Genomic DNA, 14,019 nt, shown 5'->3' on the forward strand with positions numbered 1-14,019 from the left:
CGCCGCTACTACCCCGTGAACTGACGCCGCGCCGTGATGGTCGCGAGTTCGAGGATCTCCGCGCGGTCCGCGCCCACGATGAAACCGGCGTCGATCGCCCGGTCCAGCGCGGCGGCGAAGCCGGTGCGGTACTCGTCGAGGCCACCGGGGTATCGGCGTGCCAGCTGCGCCACGTCGAACGGCGCCCCGGATCCGAACAGTGCCGACATGCGATCGTTCTCGGTGTTCGAGCCCGAGGTGGCAGCGGTGGGAACGTCGACCCAGGGGGTTCGCAGCCCGCCGCGCGCCACCCCCTCGTCATCGGTGAGGATCGTCGGCGGCTCCCCGTCCGTCACGTCGATCGGCGGTGCCGCGGGGGCGGCTCGACCGGCGACCACCCAGTCGTGGAGCCGCGCGATCGCCGCATTGAGCACATAGTGGTGCTGCGGTGCGAAGTTGAGGAAATGGGTCAGTTGACGACCCAGCATCGTGCTGGTCGGCCGATACGCCTCGGCGAGTTGGTCGACCGGCGCGAGCCCGCTGTCGAGGAAAGCGCCCTGGATCGTGTAGTTGTCGGCGTGCGCGGCGCCGGGAATCTCCCAGACGCGAAGCAGCTCACCGTCCGGTTGCCGAGCCGGGAGGTAGCCGGGGAGCACCCCGCCGAGCAGGTCGGTCTCGGTGATGACGGCGAGCACGGGGACCGCCAGGTCGTCGCGGAAGCGCGGACGTGGGAGGCGGGCGACGGTCGCGGCGTCGAACATCGATCCCCCGTCGAGTGGGCCTGCGGGACCGAACCGGGAGTGCACCAGGAATCCGTCGTAGACCTGCCCGAGGGGAACAACGGCGTTGATGTAGGTCGTGAGGAACATGGCCGACTGGGACTCGCCCACCGCCAGGACCCGCTCCGGGCGCAGCCCTGCGAGCAACTCATCGCCCCGGTCCCGAGCGACCGCCCCGAGCTGGCCGAAGATATCGAAGCTGTACTCGTCGCCGGGATGGTTCAGGCGTGCGTAGCGCTGCGGATCGACCGTCTTGAGCGAGAAGTCGCCGACCATGCCCGCACCACCCTCGATGCCGACGCGCTGCGCCGAGACCCCGACGTAGGCATAGCCTTCGCGCAGCAGTTCGCGGTGCGCCATCATCCACACGGCGGGAGCGTCGAGGCCACCGCTCACATTGAGCCACTCGACCACCACCGTGCCGTTGAACCGGCCGGCATCGGCGGGGACGACGGCCACCGCCCTGGTGGCGTAATCCGCCTGCGCGCCGGGGACGACGTCCCAGCGGCCGTCAGCGGCGAGCTCACCGGCGGGGACGTAGGAACTCGCCGTTCCCTCGACCACGAACTCGCTGACCGAATATCCGAGTTCGGTCAGGTCGTAACTTCCGAGCAGCAGGTTCGGTGTGCCCTCGATCGGCGTGAGGATGGGATCTCGCACAGCTGACTCCCTCGTTCCGCGTCGTGTGACTCGATCGTAGCGGCGATTTTCGCGAATTTTCTGACCTCCGATAAGTGAACATTATCGGGTGTCAGGCACCGGCTGTTCTCGATCGACCCACCTATTACGTTTCGTTTCGTCACACAACGCAAACGCAACGTAAAGGGCTATCGAAACAGGACCCCGCCGACGACTATTCTCGATCCGTGCCCGAACATCCCGTCGCCATCCCCGACCCGGTCCAGGCACGCCTCCGCTCCGGCGTAGGCACAGTCCTCATCGACACCGCCGCCCTACGCCGAGTCCGCGAACGCTTCGACGACACCCAGGCAGGCGCCCTCGGCCGCTACCTCCAGGCCGCCCAATCCGAGAACACCGTCCGCGCCTACCGCGCGGACTGGATAGCCTGGGCCGCCTGGTGCGCCGCCGAAACCCGGCAGGCACTCCCCGCCGACCCTCTCGACCTCGCCGTCTACCTCGCCGCCGCCGCGGACGCCCGAAAACCCGACGGCCGCTGGGCATTCGGCGCCGCGACCCTGGAACGCAAATCCTCCGCGGTGGCCGCGGTACACGCCGCGAACGGCCTCCCCTCCCCCACCCGCGCCGACGTCGTCCGCATGACGCTGCGCGGTATCCGCCGCGCCCGCCGCACCGCCCCCCTGCGCAAACGCCCGGTCCTGCTGCACACCCTCGAGCAGCTCCTCGCCTGCCTGCCGCCCCCCGGCACGCCCACCGAACCCGCCCGCCGCCGCGACACCCTGCTCCTGCTCACCGGCTTCGCCGGCGCGCTGCGCCGCAGCGAACTCGCGGGGCTGCGCATCGGCGACGTCACCGTGCACACCGACCACCGCACCGGCGAACCCGTCCTGGTCCTGCGCCTGCCCGCCACCAAGACCGACCCCACCGGCACCGCCGAACACCGGGTCGCGCTCCCCCGCGCCAACCGCCCGCACACCTGCCCGGTCTGCGCCTACGCCGACTGGCTCGAACTCCGCGCCGCCAACCCTCGAACCCCCCTCCCGCAGCGAGACCCGGCACTCCACCGCTGCCACGGCTTCACCGGTACCGACCTACCCGGCGACCTCCCCCTCTTCCCCGCCATCAACCGCCACGGCGGCATCGGCGACCGCGCCGTCTCCGGCCGCGCCGTCGCCGAACTGGTCAAGCGCTACGCCGCCAAGGCCGGACTCGACCCGGCCCTGTTCTCCGGCCACTCCCTGCGCGCCGGCTTCGCCACCCAGGCCGCCCTCGGCGGCGCCGCCGACCGCGAGATCATGCGCCAGGGCCGCTGGTCCAACCCCCGCACCGTGCACGGCTACATCCGCACCGCCGACCCCCTCGACGACAACGCCGTCACCAAACTCGGCCTCTGATCAGGACTCCGGGTACGCCGGGTACTCCTGCGCCCGCAACACCCGCGCCAGGTGCGCGGCATTGCGCGCAGCCGCGGCGTTCGTGCTCCGCACCGGCTCCGGCACCTCGTCCAGATCGAGGTAGTCGGTGCCCTGCATCGCCTCACCGTTCCAATACGTGCACCCCTGCGCCGGAATACTGAACCCGATGTCGTTCAGCGCCTGGAACAGATCCGCGACGATCTTGTGCGCGCCGTCCTCGTTCCCGACCACCGCCGCCACCGCGACCTTGCCGACCATGCTCGGCCGATTCTCCGCATCGGTCTCCGACAGCTCCGCGTCCAGCCGCTCCAGCACCCGCTGCGCCACCGAGGACATGTGCCCGACCCAGGTGGGGGTGGCCACGATCAGGATGTCTGCGGCCAAGATCCGCTCCCGCAGCCGCGGCCACTGATCGCCGTCGCCCTCGTCGGCGGTCACCCCCGGCCGCACGTCGTAGTCGACCACTCGCACCACCTCGCCGGTGACATCCCGAACAGCCAGCTCGTCCAGCACCTGCCGGGCGATCAGCGCACTGCTGGAATCGGCCGGGGACTTCTTCAACGAACACACCAGCGCGAGCGCGGTCAGCGCCATCGGACAACCTCCTCGAAAACCGGGACCGCCTGCGAGCGACGGCGAACACGACCGCTGTGCCCGGCCACCCACCGGGCAAACACCGGTTCGCCGCGCCCGGCACGGGGTAGGAGCCCGGCATGACCGAGCACACCCCGCACACCATCGACTACCCGGGCACCACCGCCGACATGGCCGAACAGCCCCGCGACGAGATGCGCGACTGGGTCGGCCGCGGCCTGCTCCACGGCAGGAAAGCCGTCGTCACCGGCGGCGACTCCGGCATCGGGCGCGCGGTCGCCGTCGCCTACGCCAAGGAGGGCGCCGACGTCGCCATCGCCTACCTCTCCGAGCACGCCGACGCCGAACACACCCGCGACCTCGTCACCGCCGCCGGCCGCACCTGCCACCTCTACCCCGGCGACCTCGCCGACCCCGAACACTGCCGCGCCACCATCGACCGCGCCGCCACCGACCTCGGCGGACTCGACATCCTCGTCAACAACATCGCCTACCAGCAACCCGTCGACGACTTCGCCGACCTCACCCCCGACCAGTGGCGCCGCACCTTCGCCGTCAACATCGACAGCTTCTTCCACGCCATCCAGGCCGCGCTCCCGCACCTCACCCCCGGCGGCGCCATCATCAACACCAGCTCCATCAACGGGCTGCGCGGCAACGCCACCCTCATCGACTACGCCGCGACCAAGGGCGCGATCAACGCACTCACCTACTCGCTGGCCCAATCGCTGAAAGACCGCGGCATCCGGGTCAACGCCGTCGCCCCCGGCCCCGTGTGGACCCCGCTCATCCCGGCCACCATGGACGCCGACAAGGTCGCCGAATTCGGCAAGCAGGTGCCCTACGAACGCGCCGCCCAACCCGACGAGATCGCCCCCTCCTACGTCTTCTTCGCCGCCGGCGCCATGTCCTCCTACTACTCCGGCGAGATCCTCGCCCCCATCGGCGGCGAAACCCTGCCCGGCTGACCACACCGAATCTCCACAAACGGGCCGGAAACCCTCCACAGCCCATAGCTAGGCTCGCCGACCATGGAACAGCGCCGGATCCTGGTCGTCGAAGACGAACCCACCATCGCCGAATCGGTGGCGGCGCGGCTGCGCGCCGAGGGCTTCACCGTCGAAACCGCACCCGACGGCCCCGCCGGAACCGCGGCCGCCACCCGATTCCAGCCCGACCTCGTCGTCCTCGACATCATGCTGCCCGGCTACGACGGCCTCGAGGTCTGCAGGCGCATCCAGGCCGAACGGCCCGTCCCGATCCTCATGCTCACCGCCCGCACCGACGAGACCGACCAGCTCGTCGGGCTCGGCGTCGGCGCCGACGACTACCTCACCAAACCCTTCTCGCTGCGCATCCTCACCGCCCGCGTGCACGCCCTGCTTCGCCGCATCGACCGCGCCGACGACGGCGCCGTCACCGTCGTCGGCGACCTCCGCATCGACACCGGACAGCGCCGCGTCTGGCGCGCCGGGGTCGAAGCCAAGCTCACCCCGCTCGAATTCGAGCTGCTCACCCGCCTCGCGCAGCGCCCCCGCATGGTGCACGCCCGCGAGCGGCTGCTCGAACAGATCTGGGACTGGGCCGACGCCGCCGGCACCCGCGCCGTCGACAGCCACATCAAGGCCCTGCGCCGCAAACTCGGCGCCGACCTCATCCGCACCGTGCACGGCGTCGGCTACGCCCTGGAAGAACGGTGATCGAGAACGGGCGCGCCCGGCTGCGCCGGACGGCGGCCCGGCTGAGCGCAGCCATGCCACGCCCGCTCGACCCCATCCGCTCGGTCAAACTCAAACTCGCCGTGCTCATGACCTGCGCCGGCGGCATCGGCTTCGTCTTCTTCTGGATCCAGATCGGCTGGATTCCCCCGCGCACCACCCTCGCCGCCATGCTCATCGCGCTCGCCCTCTCCCAGTTCCTCGCGCACGGCATCACCGTGCCGCTGCGCGACATGACCGCCGCCGCCACGCGCATGGCCCGCGGCGACTACACCGTCCGGGTGCGCGCCACCTCCCGCGACGAAGTCGGACAGCTCGCCACCGCCTTCAACCGCATGGCCGACGACCTCGCCGCCGCCGACCGGCAGCGCCGCGACCTCGTCGCCAACGTCTCGCACGAACTCCGCACCCCGATCACCGCGCTCAACGCCCTGCTGGAGAACCTCGTCGACGGCGTCGCCGATCCCGACCCCACCACCCTGCGCACCGCCCTGCACCAGACCGAACGCCTCGGCCGCCTCGTCACCGACCTGCTCGACCTCTCCAGCATCGAAGCGGGCGCCATCCCGCTCGACCGCGAAGAATTCGCCATCGGCCCGCTCTTCGCCGAGGTCGTCGCCGAAGCCGAGGTCATGACCGCCGCGCTCGGCCGCGGGGTCCGCTTCCACACCGCCGCCGCCCCCGGCACCACCGTGCACGCCGACCGTGCCCGGCTGCACCAGGTCCTGCTCAACCTGCTCGACAACGCCGCAAGACACGGCCCCACCGGGGGCGAGGTCCGGATGTTCGCGGACACCGGCGCGGGCGACATCGTCATCGACGTCGAGGACGACGGCCCCGGCATCCCACCCGCCCAGCGCGACACCATCTTCGACCGCTTCAGCCGCGGCGGCCGCACCGACGGCGGTGGCACCGGCCTCGGCCTCGCCATCGCACGCTGGGTCGTCGACCTGCACGGCGGCACCATCGCCGTCACCGACCCCGGATCCCGCATCCGCATCACGCTGCCCGCCACCGCACCGGCGGGCCACTGAATCCGCATCACGCTGCCCGCCACCACCCCGGGGGCTACCGACACCAGCCAGGAGAAACCGTGCCCGGAACACCCGCCGACAACCCATCGGAGACAGCAGAACCCGCAGGCAGCGGAGCCACACCGCACCACGCCGGACCCACTGCCGAGGCAACCGACGCCCTACCCGCTCCACCGCCCGCCGGACCTACCGCCCCGACAGCCGTCCTGGCACCGAAACTCGCCTCCCCCAGCCACTCACCCCGCACACCGCCGCTGCCCCCGCCGCGCCCACCACGCAGGCACCGGGTCAGCTACCCCGCGGGAGTACTCACCGCCGCAACCGCCGCCGGCCTGGCCGGCGCACTCACCGTCACCCTCGACCGCCCCGGTATCGGCTGGCTCCTGGCGGGAACCGCCGCCGTCACCGCGGTCGGCACCGTCCACCTGCGCGCCCTGCGCGCCGTCCCGAACGACGACCCCACCCCGGCCCTGCGCTCGCAACGCCTCGGGTGGACCATCGCCACCCTCGCCCTGCTCGCCGTCGGCACCGTCCGCGCCGCACCCTGGCTCTTCGTGCTCTGCGCGATCGCCGCCGGAATCACCGCCTCGCTGGCCGTGCTCGGCCGCCGCACATTTCACGGCATCCTCTTCGACGCCCTCGCCATCCCGCTCGCCGCCACCGACGCCTTCGGCTGGGCGTGGGCCGCCAACGACCGGCGGCGCAAAGACGGCACCGCCACCGGAAACCGGCGGCTCGCCGTCTCCCTCGCGGCGACCGCCGCCGTACTACTCGTCTTCGTCCCGCTGCTCGCCGGCGCCGACGCCACCTTCGCCGCCGGAATCGACTCCATCACCCCGCGCGTCGGCGGCTACACCATCCTCACCTGGATCATCGTCTTCGGCACCGTCGTCATCGGCGTCACCAGCGCCCTCTACCTGCTCGCCGGGCCGCTCGGCGCCGCGGCGGCCGAGCCACCCCGACGCACCTTCGCGCTCCTGGAGTGGGCACTCCCGGTCGGCACCCTCACCGCGCTGTTCGCCGCTTTCGTCGGCACCCAATCGGTCGCGGCCTTCGGCGGCGACGACTACGTGCAGCGCACCGCCGACCTCACCTATGCCGAATACGCGCGCAGCGGCTTCTGGCAACTCTCCGCCGTCACCGTGCTCACCCTCGCCGTCGTCCTCCCCGTCCTGCACCGCGCCGCGAAGGACACCGCCACCGAGCGCCGCTGGCTCCGCACCCTGCTCATCGCGGTCAGCGGACTCACGCTGGTCATCGACGCCTCCGCCGTCACCCGGCTCTGGACCTACCAGGAGGCCTATGGCCACACCGTGCTCCGGCTCCTGGTCGGCACCACCGAACTCGGCCTCGCCGCCGTCTACCTCATGGTCATCGCCGCCGTGCTCCGGCTGCGCTGGGCCTGGCTGCCGCGCGCCGCCATCGGCACCGCCGTCGCCACCCTGCTCGCGCTCGCCGCGATCGATCCCGAGCGGCTGATCGCCGACCGCAACATCGACCGCTGGCAGCACAGCGGCAAACTCGACACCGGCTACCTCGGCGGCCTCTCCGCCGACGTCGCGCCCGCCCTCGACCGGCTCCCCGCCGACCTCCGGCTCCGGCTGCGCGCCGACCTCGCCGACCGGCTCGGCGACGACACCTGGCAGAGCTGGAACCTGGCCAGGCACAACGCCCGTTAGCGAAGCCCGCGCGCCCGCGCGACAGCGGCCAGCACCGGGGTGGCGGCCCGCGTCAGCGCCGCCCCGGCCACGGTGTCGGTGCACAGAATCCAGCGCACCGGCCCCATCGCCGCGGTCAGGACCGCCGCACCCCGCTCCCGCATAGCCGCCTCGAACGCCGCCACCGCCGGTGCGAGCGCCGGTGAATGCCCCAGCCGTTCGACCAGATCGGCCGCGTCACGAATGGCCGCACCGGCGCCCATCCCCGCGGTAGGCGGCGTGGCATGGACCGCGTCGCCCAGCGCGGTGATCCGCCCCGCACCCCACGGCGCGAGATCACCCGCCCGGGACGAGGCCGCGTTGAAACGGAACGCCGCCACCGTCGCCGGATCGGCCGCTCCGAGCACCTCCAGCACCCGCGCACTCCAGCCCAGCTCCAGGAAGCGATCAACCAGCGCCGCCCGCAGCGCGCTCCCGTGCGGCTTCCGCAGCGCATCGGTCACCGGCGAATCCGGGAACATGGCACCCCAGATGAACGTCGGCCCGGTGGTCACCGAGGCCCGCAGCTCGGGACGATTCAGCACCGCATTGCCCACCGGATCGAGAAACCCCAGATACAGCGCCGCACCGTGCGGCCCGACCACCAGCCCCGACCGCGTACCCAGCCGCTCCCGTTCACCCGCGCTCAGATCAGCGACCGAGGTCCGCCCCGAAAACCCGACGATCCCCGCGGGCGCGTTCGTCGGCCCGCCCGCCAGGAACCGCGCGACGAGCGAATGCGCGCCATCCGCCCCGACCACCAGATCACCCGTCACCGAGGAGCCGTCGTCGAACGACACCGCCGGCGCGCCGTCCCCGTCGTACCCGACCCCGCTCACCACCTTTCCCAGGTGCAGATCGTCACCGACCGCCTCCGCCAGCAGCGCGCGCAGCGTGATCCGGTCGATGTCGAGACCCGGATCGTCGCGCAGCTCCGGGCCGTACCCGAGCACCCGCCCCCGCCGATCCCAGAACGCGTCCGGATCACGCAGCCGCAGCGCCGAACCCGAGGCCAGCATCCGCTCCACGATCTCCGGCGCGACCAACCCGCGCAGCGCCTCCTGCGCCGGCCCGTCCAGCGTGATGTGGTATCCGCCCGTCGCCCGGACATCGGTATCCCGCTCGAACACCGACACCTCCACCCCCGCCCGCCGCAACCCCGACCCCAGCGCCAGCCCGCCGATTCCGCCTCCGACAACAACGACCCGCATCCGCGTCCACTCCTTCATCCGGCAACCTGCACCGAACGATGCCGCCCATACCGGACACCGGATGACCACTACCGCGCGCACCATGGACACCCTGGCAACAACCTCCCGGCGCGCCCTGCACCTGCTGTCCCTGCTCGCCGCCCGCCCGCAGTGGTCCCTCCCCGAACTCACCGGGCGGCTCGAGGTCAGCGCCCGCACCAACCTCGCCGCGTTCCGCGAGCTGCGGTGCGAACTCGGCCGGTTACGCCGGCGAGCGTCGGGCGCGGTACCGGCGGCGGTGTTCTCCCGCTCAGCCCCCTCGACATGCTGCATTAGGGTCTTCACGTGATGTCGCGCGTAGCGGCGCCGTGAGTGCTCACGGGAAGGCGGAGGTATGTCCAGTGACCTGATCTTTTTTCTGGCGGGTGTCAGCCAGGTGGTGTGTGGGTTCGTAGCGGCCGCGATCGCATCGAGCAAGCGCCACAGCTGGTGGGGATTCTTCGTGTTGGGAATCCTGCTGGGTCTTCTGGGAGTGCTTGTAGCAGTGATTATTCCGCGGTCCGCGCCCAAAGTGCCGCCCGGGCTGCGCCAGGTTCACTGTCCGCGCTGTACCGCCCTGCAAAACGTGGCGCGAGAACTCTCGAGCTACCAGTGCTGGCAATGCCACCTGCAGGTCAGCCTCGACCCCCCGGCGCCTCGGCACGAGCCCGCTCCACTTGATCCGTCGTACAAATCGCTCAATAATCGGTGGTTCTGAACCGGGACCCTGACCCTCCTCCTTGTCCATGTGGTTTTTCTTGGTTTTTGTAGGGATGGGATTCACATAGATAGATGCGCATATCTAGGTACCACCATTTATCAAACTATCGGACGAGTGACCAGTTACGCTGTGCCGCGATGCGTATCGTGGCCGTCCTCATCGCCCTGCTCCTGTTCGCTCCCCCGCAGGCCGGAGCCTCCCCGGGAGCGCCGGCTCCCCTGCCCCGCGACTTCCTCTGGGGCGTCGCCTCCTCCGGCTTCCAGTCCGAAGGCGAGGCCCCGGACAGCAATTGGGCCCGCTACGCCGCCCGCGAGGACGAGCCGTACGGCGACTCCATCGATTTCCACGGCCGGTTCGTCGAGGACATCGCGCTCGCGAAGGGGCTGGGGGTGCGGGTCTATCGGATCGGGGTCGAGTGGGCTCGGGTGCAGCCGCGGCCGGGGGTGTGGGACGAGGCCGGGCTGCGCTTCTACGACGAGGTGATCGCGGCGATCCGCGCGGCGGGCATGCGGCCGATGATCACCCTCGACCACTGGGTGTACCCGGGCTGGCAGGCCGACCGCGGCGGCTGGGGCGACCCGGAGATCGTGCCGAACTGGCTGGCCAACGCGCGCACCGTGGTCGACCGCTACGCCGCCGCCGACCCGCTCTGGGTGACCTTCAACGAGCCCGCGGTCTACCTGCTGCGCGAGGTGCAGCACGGCGCGCTGCCCGCCGCCGACGTCCCGCTCATGCACGACAGGATCGCGCAGGCGCACCTGGCGATCTACGACCACATCCACCGGGTGCAGCCGGGCGCCATGGTCACCAGCAACGCCGCCTACATCCCCGCCGTCGACGGCGCGGTGAACGGCGCCCTGCTGGAGCGGATCGGCGGCGCGCTCGACTACATCGGCATCGACTACTACTACGGCCTCTCCCCCACCGCGCTGCGCACCCCGTACGACTTCGAGAAGCTCTGGCAGAACCCGCTCGAGCCCGAGGGCATCTACTACGCGCTGCGCCACTACGCCGGGCTGTTCCCCGGCAAGCCGCTCTACATCGTGGAGAACGGCCTGCCGACCGACAACGGCAAACCGCGCGCCGACGGCTACACCCGCGCCGACAACCTGCGCGACACCGTCTACTGGCTGCAGCGCGCGGTCGCCGACGGCCTGAACGTGATCGGCTACAACTACTGGACGCTCACCGACAACTACGAGTGGGGCAGTTACGCGCCCCGCTTCGGGCTCTACACGGTCGACGTCCTGACCGACCCGACGCTGACCAGGCGCCCGACCGACGCGGTGCCCGCCTACACCGAGCTGATCCGCGCGAACGGCACCCCGGCCGGCTACCTGCCGACCAGGGACCCGGCCCCGTGCTCGCTGGTCGACGGCGCGGCCAGCTGCGCCGAGCCGGTCACCGTCCCGCGCTGACGCGGTCCGCCCGGACCGCTCGGATAGGCTGGCCTTTCCGAGTGGTGGGAAAGGATCGCGGGGATGACCGAGGAGCGCGTGCCGCAGGAGAGCGAGCGCGAGCTGTTGGAGTCCGAGATCTCCGCCGATCTGCGGGCGATCACCGCCGTCTCGGAGCAGCTCGGGCACGTCTTCGCCCGCGCCAACGAGCTGCGGCCGACGGATTTCCGCGCGCTCATGCACATCGCGACCGCCGACATCGAGGGCGACCCGCTCACCGCGGGGCGGCTGGCCAAGCTGCTCGGCATCTCCACGGCCGCGGTCACCTACCTGGTCGAGCGGATGATCGAGTCCGGGCACATCCAGCGCGACACCGACGCCGCCGACCGGCGCAAGGTGCTGCTGCGCTACGCCGATCACGGCATGGAGGTCGCGCGCGGCTTCTTCACCCCGCTCGGCACCCGCACCAGGGCCGCCATGGCCGGGCTGCCGGACGAGGACCTGGCCGCCGCGCACCGCGTGTTCAGCACCCTGATCGATTCCATGCGGACGCACTTCGACGAGCTCACCCGGCGCTGAGCGGCGGGATCGGACACGTCCGCGATCCGGACCCATCCACCGGCTCCGGCGTGTCGAATCCTTGTATTTTCGCAGGTAGCGGTAGACAGAGCGGGGAAAACAACTCCGTTTGACGCGTCGATTTCGCGTCATTACTGAGTCACCGGACAATGGCGCCGGGGCGGTGGCACCCATCGTCCGGCGTTCCGAACGACCCAGGAGGAACACCATGACCACCACTCCCCTGCGCCGCACCGCGGCCGTGCTCGCCGGCGTCGGCGCGGCCGCCGCCTGCGCCCTGCTCGCCGCACCCGCGGCGAGCGCCGAGACGGCCACCTGCCCGGCGACCGGCGGCCAGGTCGCCGCCGTCACCGTCGGCGACGCCTCGTGCGCCTCGGAGAGCGTCGGCGGCTCCGCCGCGCTCGCCATCGGCACCGACGGCACCGCGGACGCCGACGCGAACGCCGCCGGGCTCTCCCTGGCCATCGCGCAGAACGGCGGCGCGGCCACCTCGGAGTCCGGCTACCTGTCGGCCCCGGCGGCCGTGGCGATCGGCCCGGGCGCGAGCGTCGTCACGCTCGGTGTGCGGCCGGGGCTCTCGATCGGGATCGCCGGGCCGGGCGCCACGGTCGTGGTGGACGGGGTGAACCGGCCGACCTGCTCCGGCGGGCTCGCCTTCGCCGGTGATTTCCAGACCTTCCAGGGCTGTCTCTCCACGCAGTAGCGGGCGAACGGCGGAAGGCGGGTGCCCGGCGGGCACCCGCCTTCGCGCGTCAGGGGGCGGCGGTCGCCTCGGCGGCGCCGGTGATGTTGCGGGCCATGCCGCCGAAGATCACCGCGTGGAAGGGCGCGATGGCCTTCCAGTAGAGGTGCCCGGCGAGGCCGCGCGGCTCGAAGAGCGCGCGCTGGTGGTAGACCGCGCCGGTGCCGTCCGGCTCGACCCGCAGCTCCAGCCAGGCGCGGCCGGGCACCCGCATCTCGGCGCGCAGCCGCAGCAGGTGCGGGCGCTCCAGGTGCTCGACCCGCCACCAGTCCAGCGCCTCGCCCTCGCGCAGCCGGTGCGGGTCGCGGCGGCCGCGGCGCAGCCCGGCCCCGCCTGCCACCCGATCCATCCAGCCGCGCACCGACCAGGCCAGCGGGAACGAGTACCAGCCGTTCTCGCCGCCGATCGCCTCCACCACCGCCCAGACGGTCTGCGGGTCGGCCGGGGTGGCGAGCGAGCGTTCGTCGCGGTAGAGCGAGCCGCCGGACCACTCCGGGTCGGTGGGCAGCGGGTCGGAGGGGGCGGTGCCCGCGTCGGCGTCCGACCAGCGGGTGGGGACGTCCAGGTCGCGAATCTTGGCCAGCGCGAGCTCGACCGCGTGGTCGTAGCCGACGAGGCCGTCGGCCGGGTCGGGGATGTGCTCGGCGATGGCGTGGTCGCGGCAGACGACGTCGTTGATCAGCGACTCCATCAGCGGCACCGCGATGGCGCGCGGCACCGGCGTCACCAGGTTCACCCACTGCGCGGAGAGCCACGGGGTGAGGACCGGGACCGGGACGATGATCCGGCGCGGCAGCCCGGCGACCCGCGCGTAGCGACGCATCATCTCCAGGTAGCTGAGCACGTCCGGGCCGCCGATGTCGAAGGCGCCGCGCACCTCGGGCGCGACCTCGGCGCCGCTCGTCAGGTAGTAGAGCACGTCGCGGACCGCGATCGGCTGGATCAGGTTGCGCACCCAGCGCGGGGTCACCATGGCCGGCAGCCGCTCGGTGAGGTAGCGCAGCATCTCGAAGCTGGCCGAGCCGGAGCCGAGGATCACCGCCGCCTGCAGCACGAGCGCGGGGACCCGGCCCTCCAGCAGGATCCGGCCGACCTCGGCGCGCGAGGCCAGGTGCCGGGAGAGGTCCTGCCCCTCCGGATTGATGCCGCCCAGGTAGACGATGCGGGTCAGCCCCTGCTCGTCGGCGGCGCGGACCACGAGTTCGGCGGCCTTGCGGTCGACGGTGTCGAAGTCCGCGCGGGTCAGCGAGTGGACCAGGTAGTAGAGCACCTCCTGGCCCTCGAGCGCCCGCGCGACGTCGCCGGCGCTCGTGACGTCGCCCCGCACCACCTCGACCTCGTCGTGCCAGGGCGCATCGGCCAGCTTGCCCGGGGTGCGGGCCAGGACCCGGACCGTGTGCCCCGCCTTCAGCAATTCCGGCACCAGACGGCCGCCGATGTACCCGGTCGCTCCGAACACCACACACCGCACGCGCGTCCACCTTCCGTCGGGAGGT

The 14,019-nt window shown here is 71.8% G+C and carries 14 protein-coding genes; 10 read left to right on the plus strand and 4 right to left on the minus strand.

What is annotated here, in order from left to right:
- Positions 1-8: 8 nt before the first annotated feature.
- Positions 9-1,418 carry an alpha/beta hydrolase domain-containing protein gene (locus LTT61_RS03320; RefSeq protein ID WP_233018439.1) on the minus strand — a complete coding sequence of 470 codons (1,410 nt, stop codon included), beginning with the start codon at positions 1,416-1,418 and terminating at the stop codon, positions 9-11.
- A gap of 206 nt (positions 1,419-1,624) precedes the next feature.
- Between LTT61_RS03320 and LTT61_RS03325 the strand changes: the two genes are divergently transcribed.
- On the plus strand, positions 1,625-2,791 hold the full coding sequence (locus LTT61_RS03325; RefSeq protein ID WP_233018440.1) for a site-specific integrase: 1,167 nt from the start codon (positions 1,625-1,627) through the stop codon (positions 2,789-2,791).
- Here the strand turns inward: LTT61_RS03325 and LTT61_RS03330 are convergent, their stop codons facing one another.
- Positions 2,792-3,406 carry a flavodoxin family protein gene (locus tag LTT61_RS03330; RefSeq protein WP_233018441.1) on the minus strand — a complete coding sequence of 205 codons (615 nt, stop codon included), beginning with the start codon at positions 3,404-3,406 and terminating at the stop codon, positions 2,792-2,794. It abuts the gene before it with no gap.
- Positions 3,407-3,525: 119 nt separating this feature from the next.
- On the opposite strand from LTT61_RS03330, the gene LTT61_RS03335 reads away from it, so the two are divergent.
- The 4 genes from LTT61_RS03335 to LTT61_RS03350 all read left to right on the plus strand — a co-directional run bounded on the left by LTT61_RS03335 (position 3,526) and on the right by LTT61_RS03350 (position 7,837).
- Positions 3,526-4,374 (plus strand): SDR family oxidoreductase, encoded by an 849-nt coding sequence (locus tag LTT61_RS03335; RefSeq protein ID WP_233018442.1) that lies wholly within the window; start codon positions 3,526-3,528, stop codon positions 4,372-4,374.
- Between the two features lie 63 nt (positions 4,375-4,437).
- Positions 4,438-5,106: a response regulator transcription factor gene (locus tag LTT61_RS03340; protein WP_233018443.1), complete on the plus strand. Its 669-nt coding sequence runs from the start codon at positions 4,438-4,440 to the stop codon at positions 5,104-5,106.
- Between the two features lie 53 nt (positions 5,107-5,159).
- On the plus strand, positions 5,160-6,158 hold the full coding sequence (locus LTT61_RS03345) for a HAMP domain-containing sensor histidine kinase (protein ID WP_233021316.1): 999 nt from the start codon (positions 5,160-5,162) through the stop codon (positions 6,156-6,158).
- 59 nt (positions 6,159-6,217) lie between these two features.
- A complete protein-coding gene (locus LTT61_RS03350) occupies positions 6,218-7,837 on the plus strand; it encodes a DUF4153 domain-containing protein (RefSeq protein ID WP_233018444.1) in 1,620 nt (539 codons plus the stop codon).
- Here the strand turns inward: LTT61_RS03350 and LTT61_RS03355 are convergent.
- Positions 7,834-9,066: an FAD-dependent monooxygenase gene (locus tag LTT61_RS03355; protein ID WP_233018445.1), complete on the minus strand. Its 1,233-nt coding sequence runs from the start codon at positions 9,064-9,066 to the stop codon at positions 7,834-7,836. The two genes, LTT61_RS03350 and LTT61_RS03355, sit on opposite strands and share 4 nt — an antisense overlap.
- A gap of 61 nt (positions 9,067-9,127) precedes the next feature.
- Between LTT61_RS03355 and LTT61_RS03360 the strand changes: the two genes are divergently transcribed.
- From LTT61_RS03360 to LTT61_RS03380, 5 genes are all read left to right on the plus strand, one after another.
- A complete protein-coding gene (locus LTT61_RS03360; RefSeq protein ID WP_233018446.1) occupies positions 9,128-9,394 on the plus strand; it encodes a hypothetical protein in 267 nt (88 codons plus the stop codon).
- 45 nt (positions 9,395-9,439) lie between these two features.
- The gene (locus tag LTT61_RS03365; RefSeq protein WP_233018447.1) at positions 9,440-9,802 is read left to right on the plus strand and encodes a hypothetical protein; all 363 of its coding nucleotides are present in this window, start codon (positions 9,440-9,442) and stop codon (positions 9,800-9,802) included.
- A gap of 140 nt (positions 9,803-9,942) precedes the next feature.
- Entirely contained in the window at positions 9,943-11,223 is a 1,281-nt protein-coding gene (locus LTT61_RS03370) for a family 1 glycosylhydrolase (protein ID WP_233018448.1), read from the plus strand.
- 63 nt (positions 11,224-11,286) lie between these two features.
- On the plus strand, positions 11,287-11,781 hold the full coding sequence (locus tag LTT61_RS03375) for a MarR family winged helix-turn-helix transcriptional regulator (RefSeq protein WP_233018449.1): 495 nt from the start codon (positions 11,287-11,289) through the stop codon (positions 11,779-11,781).
- Between the two features lie 208 nt (positions 11,782-11,989).
- Positions 11,990-12,484, plus strand: coding sequence for a DUF6764 family protein (locus LTT61_RS03380; RefSeq protein WP_233018450.1), 495 nt, complete (start codon positions 11,990-11,992; stop codon positions 12,482-12,484).
- A gap of 49 nt (positions 12,485-12,533) precedes the next feature.
- On the opposite strand, the gene LTT61_RS03385 is transcribed toward LTT61_RS03380, so the two are convergent.
- The gene (locus tag LTT61_RS03385; RefSeq protein WP_233018451.1) at positions 12,534-13,982 is read right to left on the minus strand and encodes an SDR family oxidoreductase; all 1,449 of its coding nucleotides are present in this window, start codon (positions 13,980-13,982) and stop codon (positions 12,534-12,536) included.
- Positions 13,983-14,019 lie beyond the last annotated feature (37 nt).

This window comes from Nocardia asteroides (assembly GCF_021183625.1).
GTDB classification, from domain to species: Bacteria; Actinomycetota; Actinomycetes; order Mycobacteriales; family Mycobacteriaceae; genus Nocardia; species Nocardia asteroides_A.

Excerpts from the sequence above, each read along its gene's own strand:
- LTT61_RS03330 (WP_233018441.1), bottom strand. The coding sequence starts at position 3,406 with ATGGCGCTGACCGCGCTCGCGCTGGTGTGTTCGTTGAAGAAGTCCCCG.
- LTT61_RS03335 (WP_233018442.1), top strand. The coding sequence starts at position 3,526 with ATGACCGAGCACACCCCGCACACCATCGACTACCCGGGCACCACCGCC.
- LTT61_RS03340 (WP_233018443.1), top strand. The coding sequence starts at position 4,438 with ATGGAACAGCGCCGGATCCTGGTCGTCGAAGACGAACCCACCATCGCC.
- LTT61_RS03345 (WP_233021316.1), top strand. The coding sequence starts at position 5,160 with ATGCCACGCCCGCTCGACCCCATCCGCTCGGTCAAACTCAAACTCGCC.
- LTT61_RS03355 (WP_233018445.1), bottom strand. The coding sequence starts at position 9,066 with ATGCGGGTCGTTGTTGTCGGAGGCGGAATCGGCGGGCTGGCGCTGGGG.
- LTT61_RS03360 (WP_233018446.1), top strand. The coding sequence starts at position 9,128 with ATGACCACTACCGCGCGCACCATGGACACCCTGGCAACAACCTCCCGG.
- LTT61_RS03365 (WP_233018447.1), top strand. The coding sequence starts at position 9,440 with ATGTCCAGTGACCTGATCTTTTTTCTGGCGGGTGTCAGCCAGGTGGTG.
- LTT61_RS03370 (WP_233018448.1), top strand. The coding sequence starts at position 9,943 with ATGCGTATCGTGGCCGTCCTCATCGCCCTGCTCCTGTTCGCTCCCCCG.
- LTT61_RS03375 (WP_233018449.1), top strand. The coding sequence starts at position 11,287 with ATGACCGAGGAGCGCGTGCCGCAGGAGAGCGAGCGCGAGCTGTTGGAG.
- LTT61_RS03380 (WP_233018450.1), top strand. The coding sequence starts at position 11,990 with ATGACCACCACTCCCCTGCGCCGCACCGCGGCCGTGCTCGCCGGCGTC.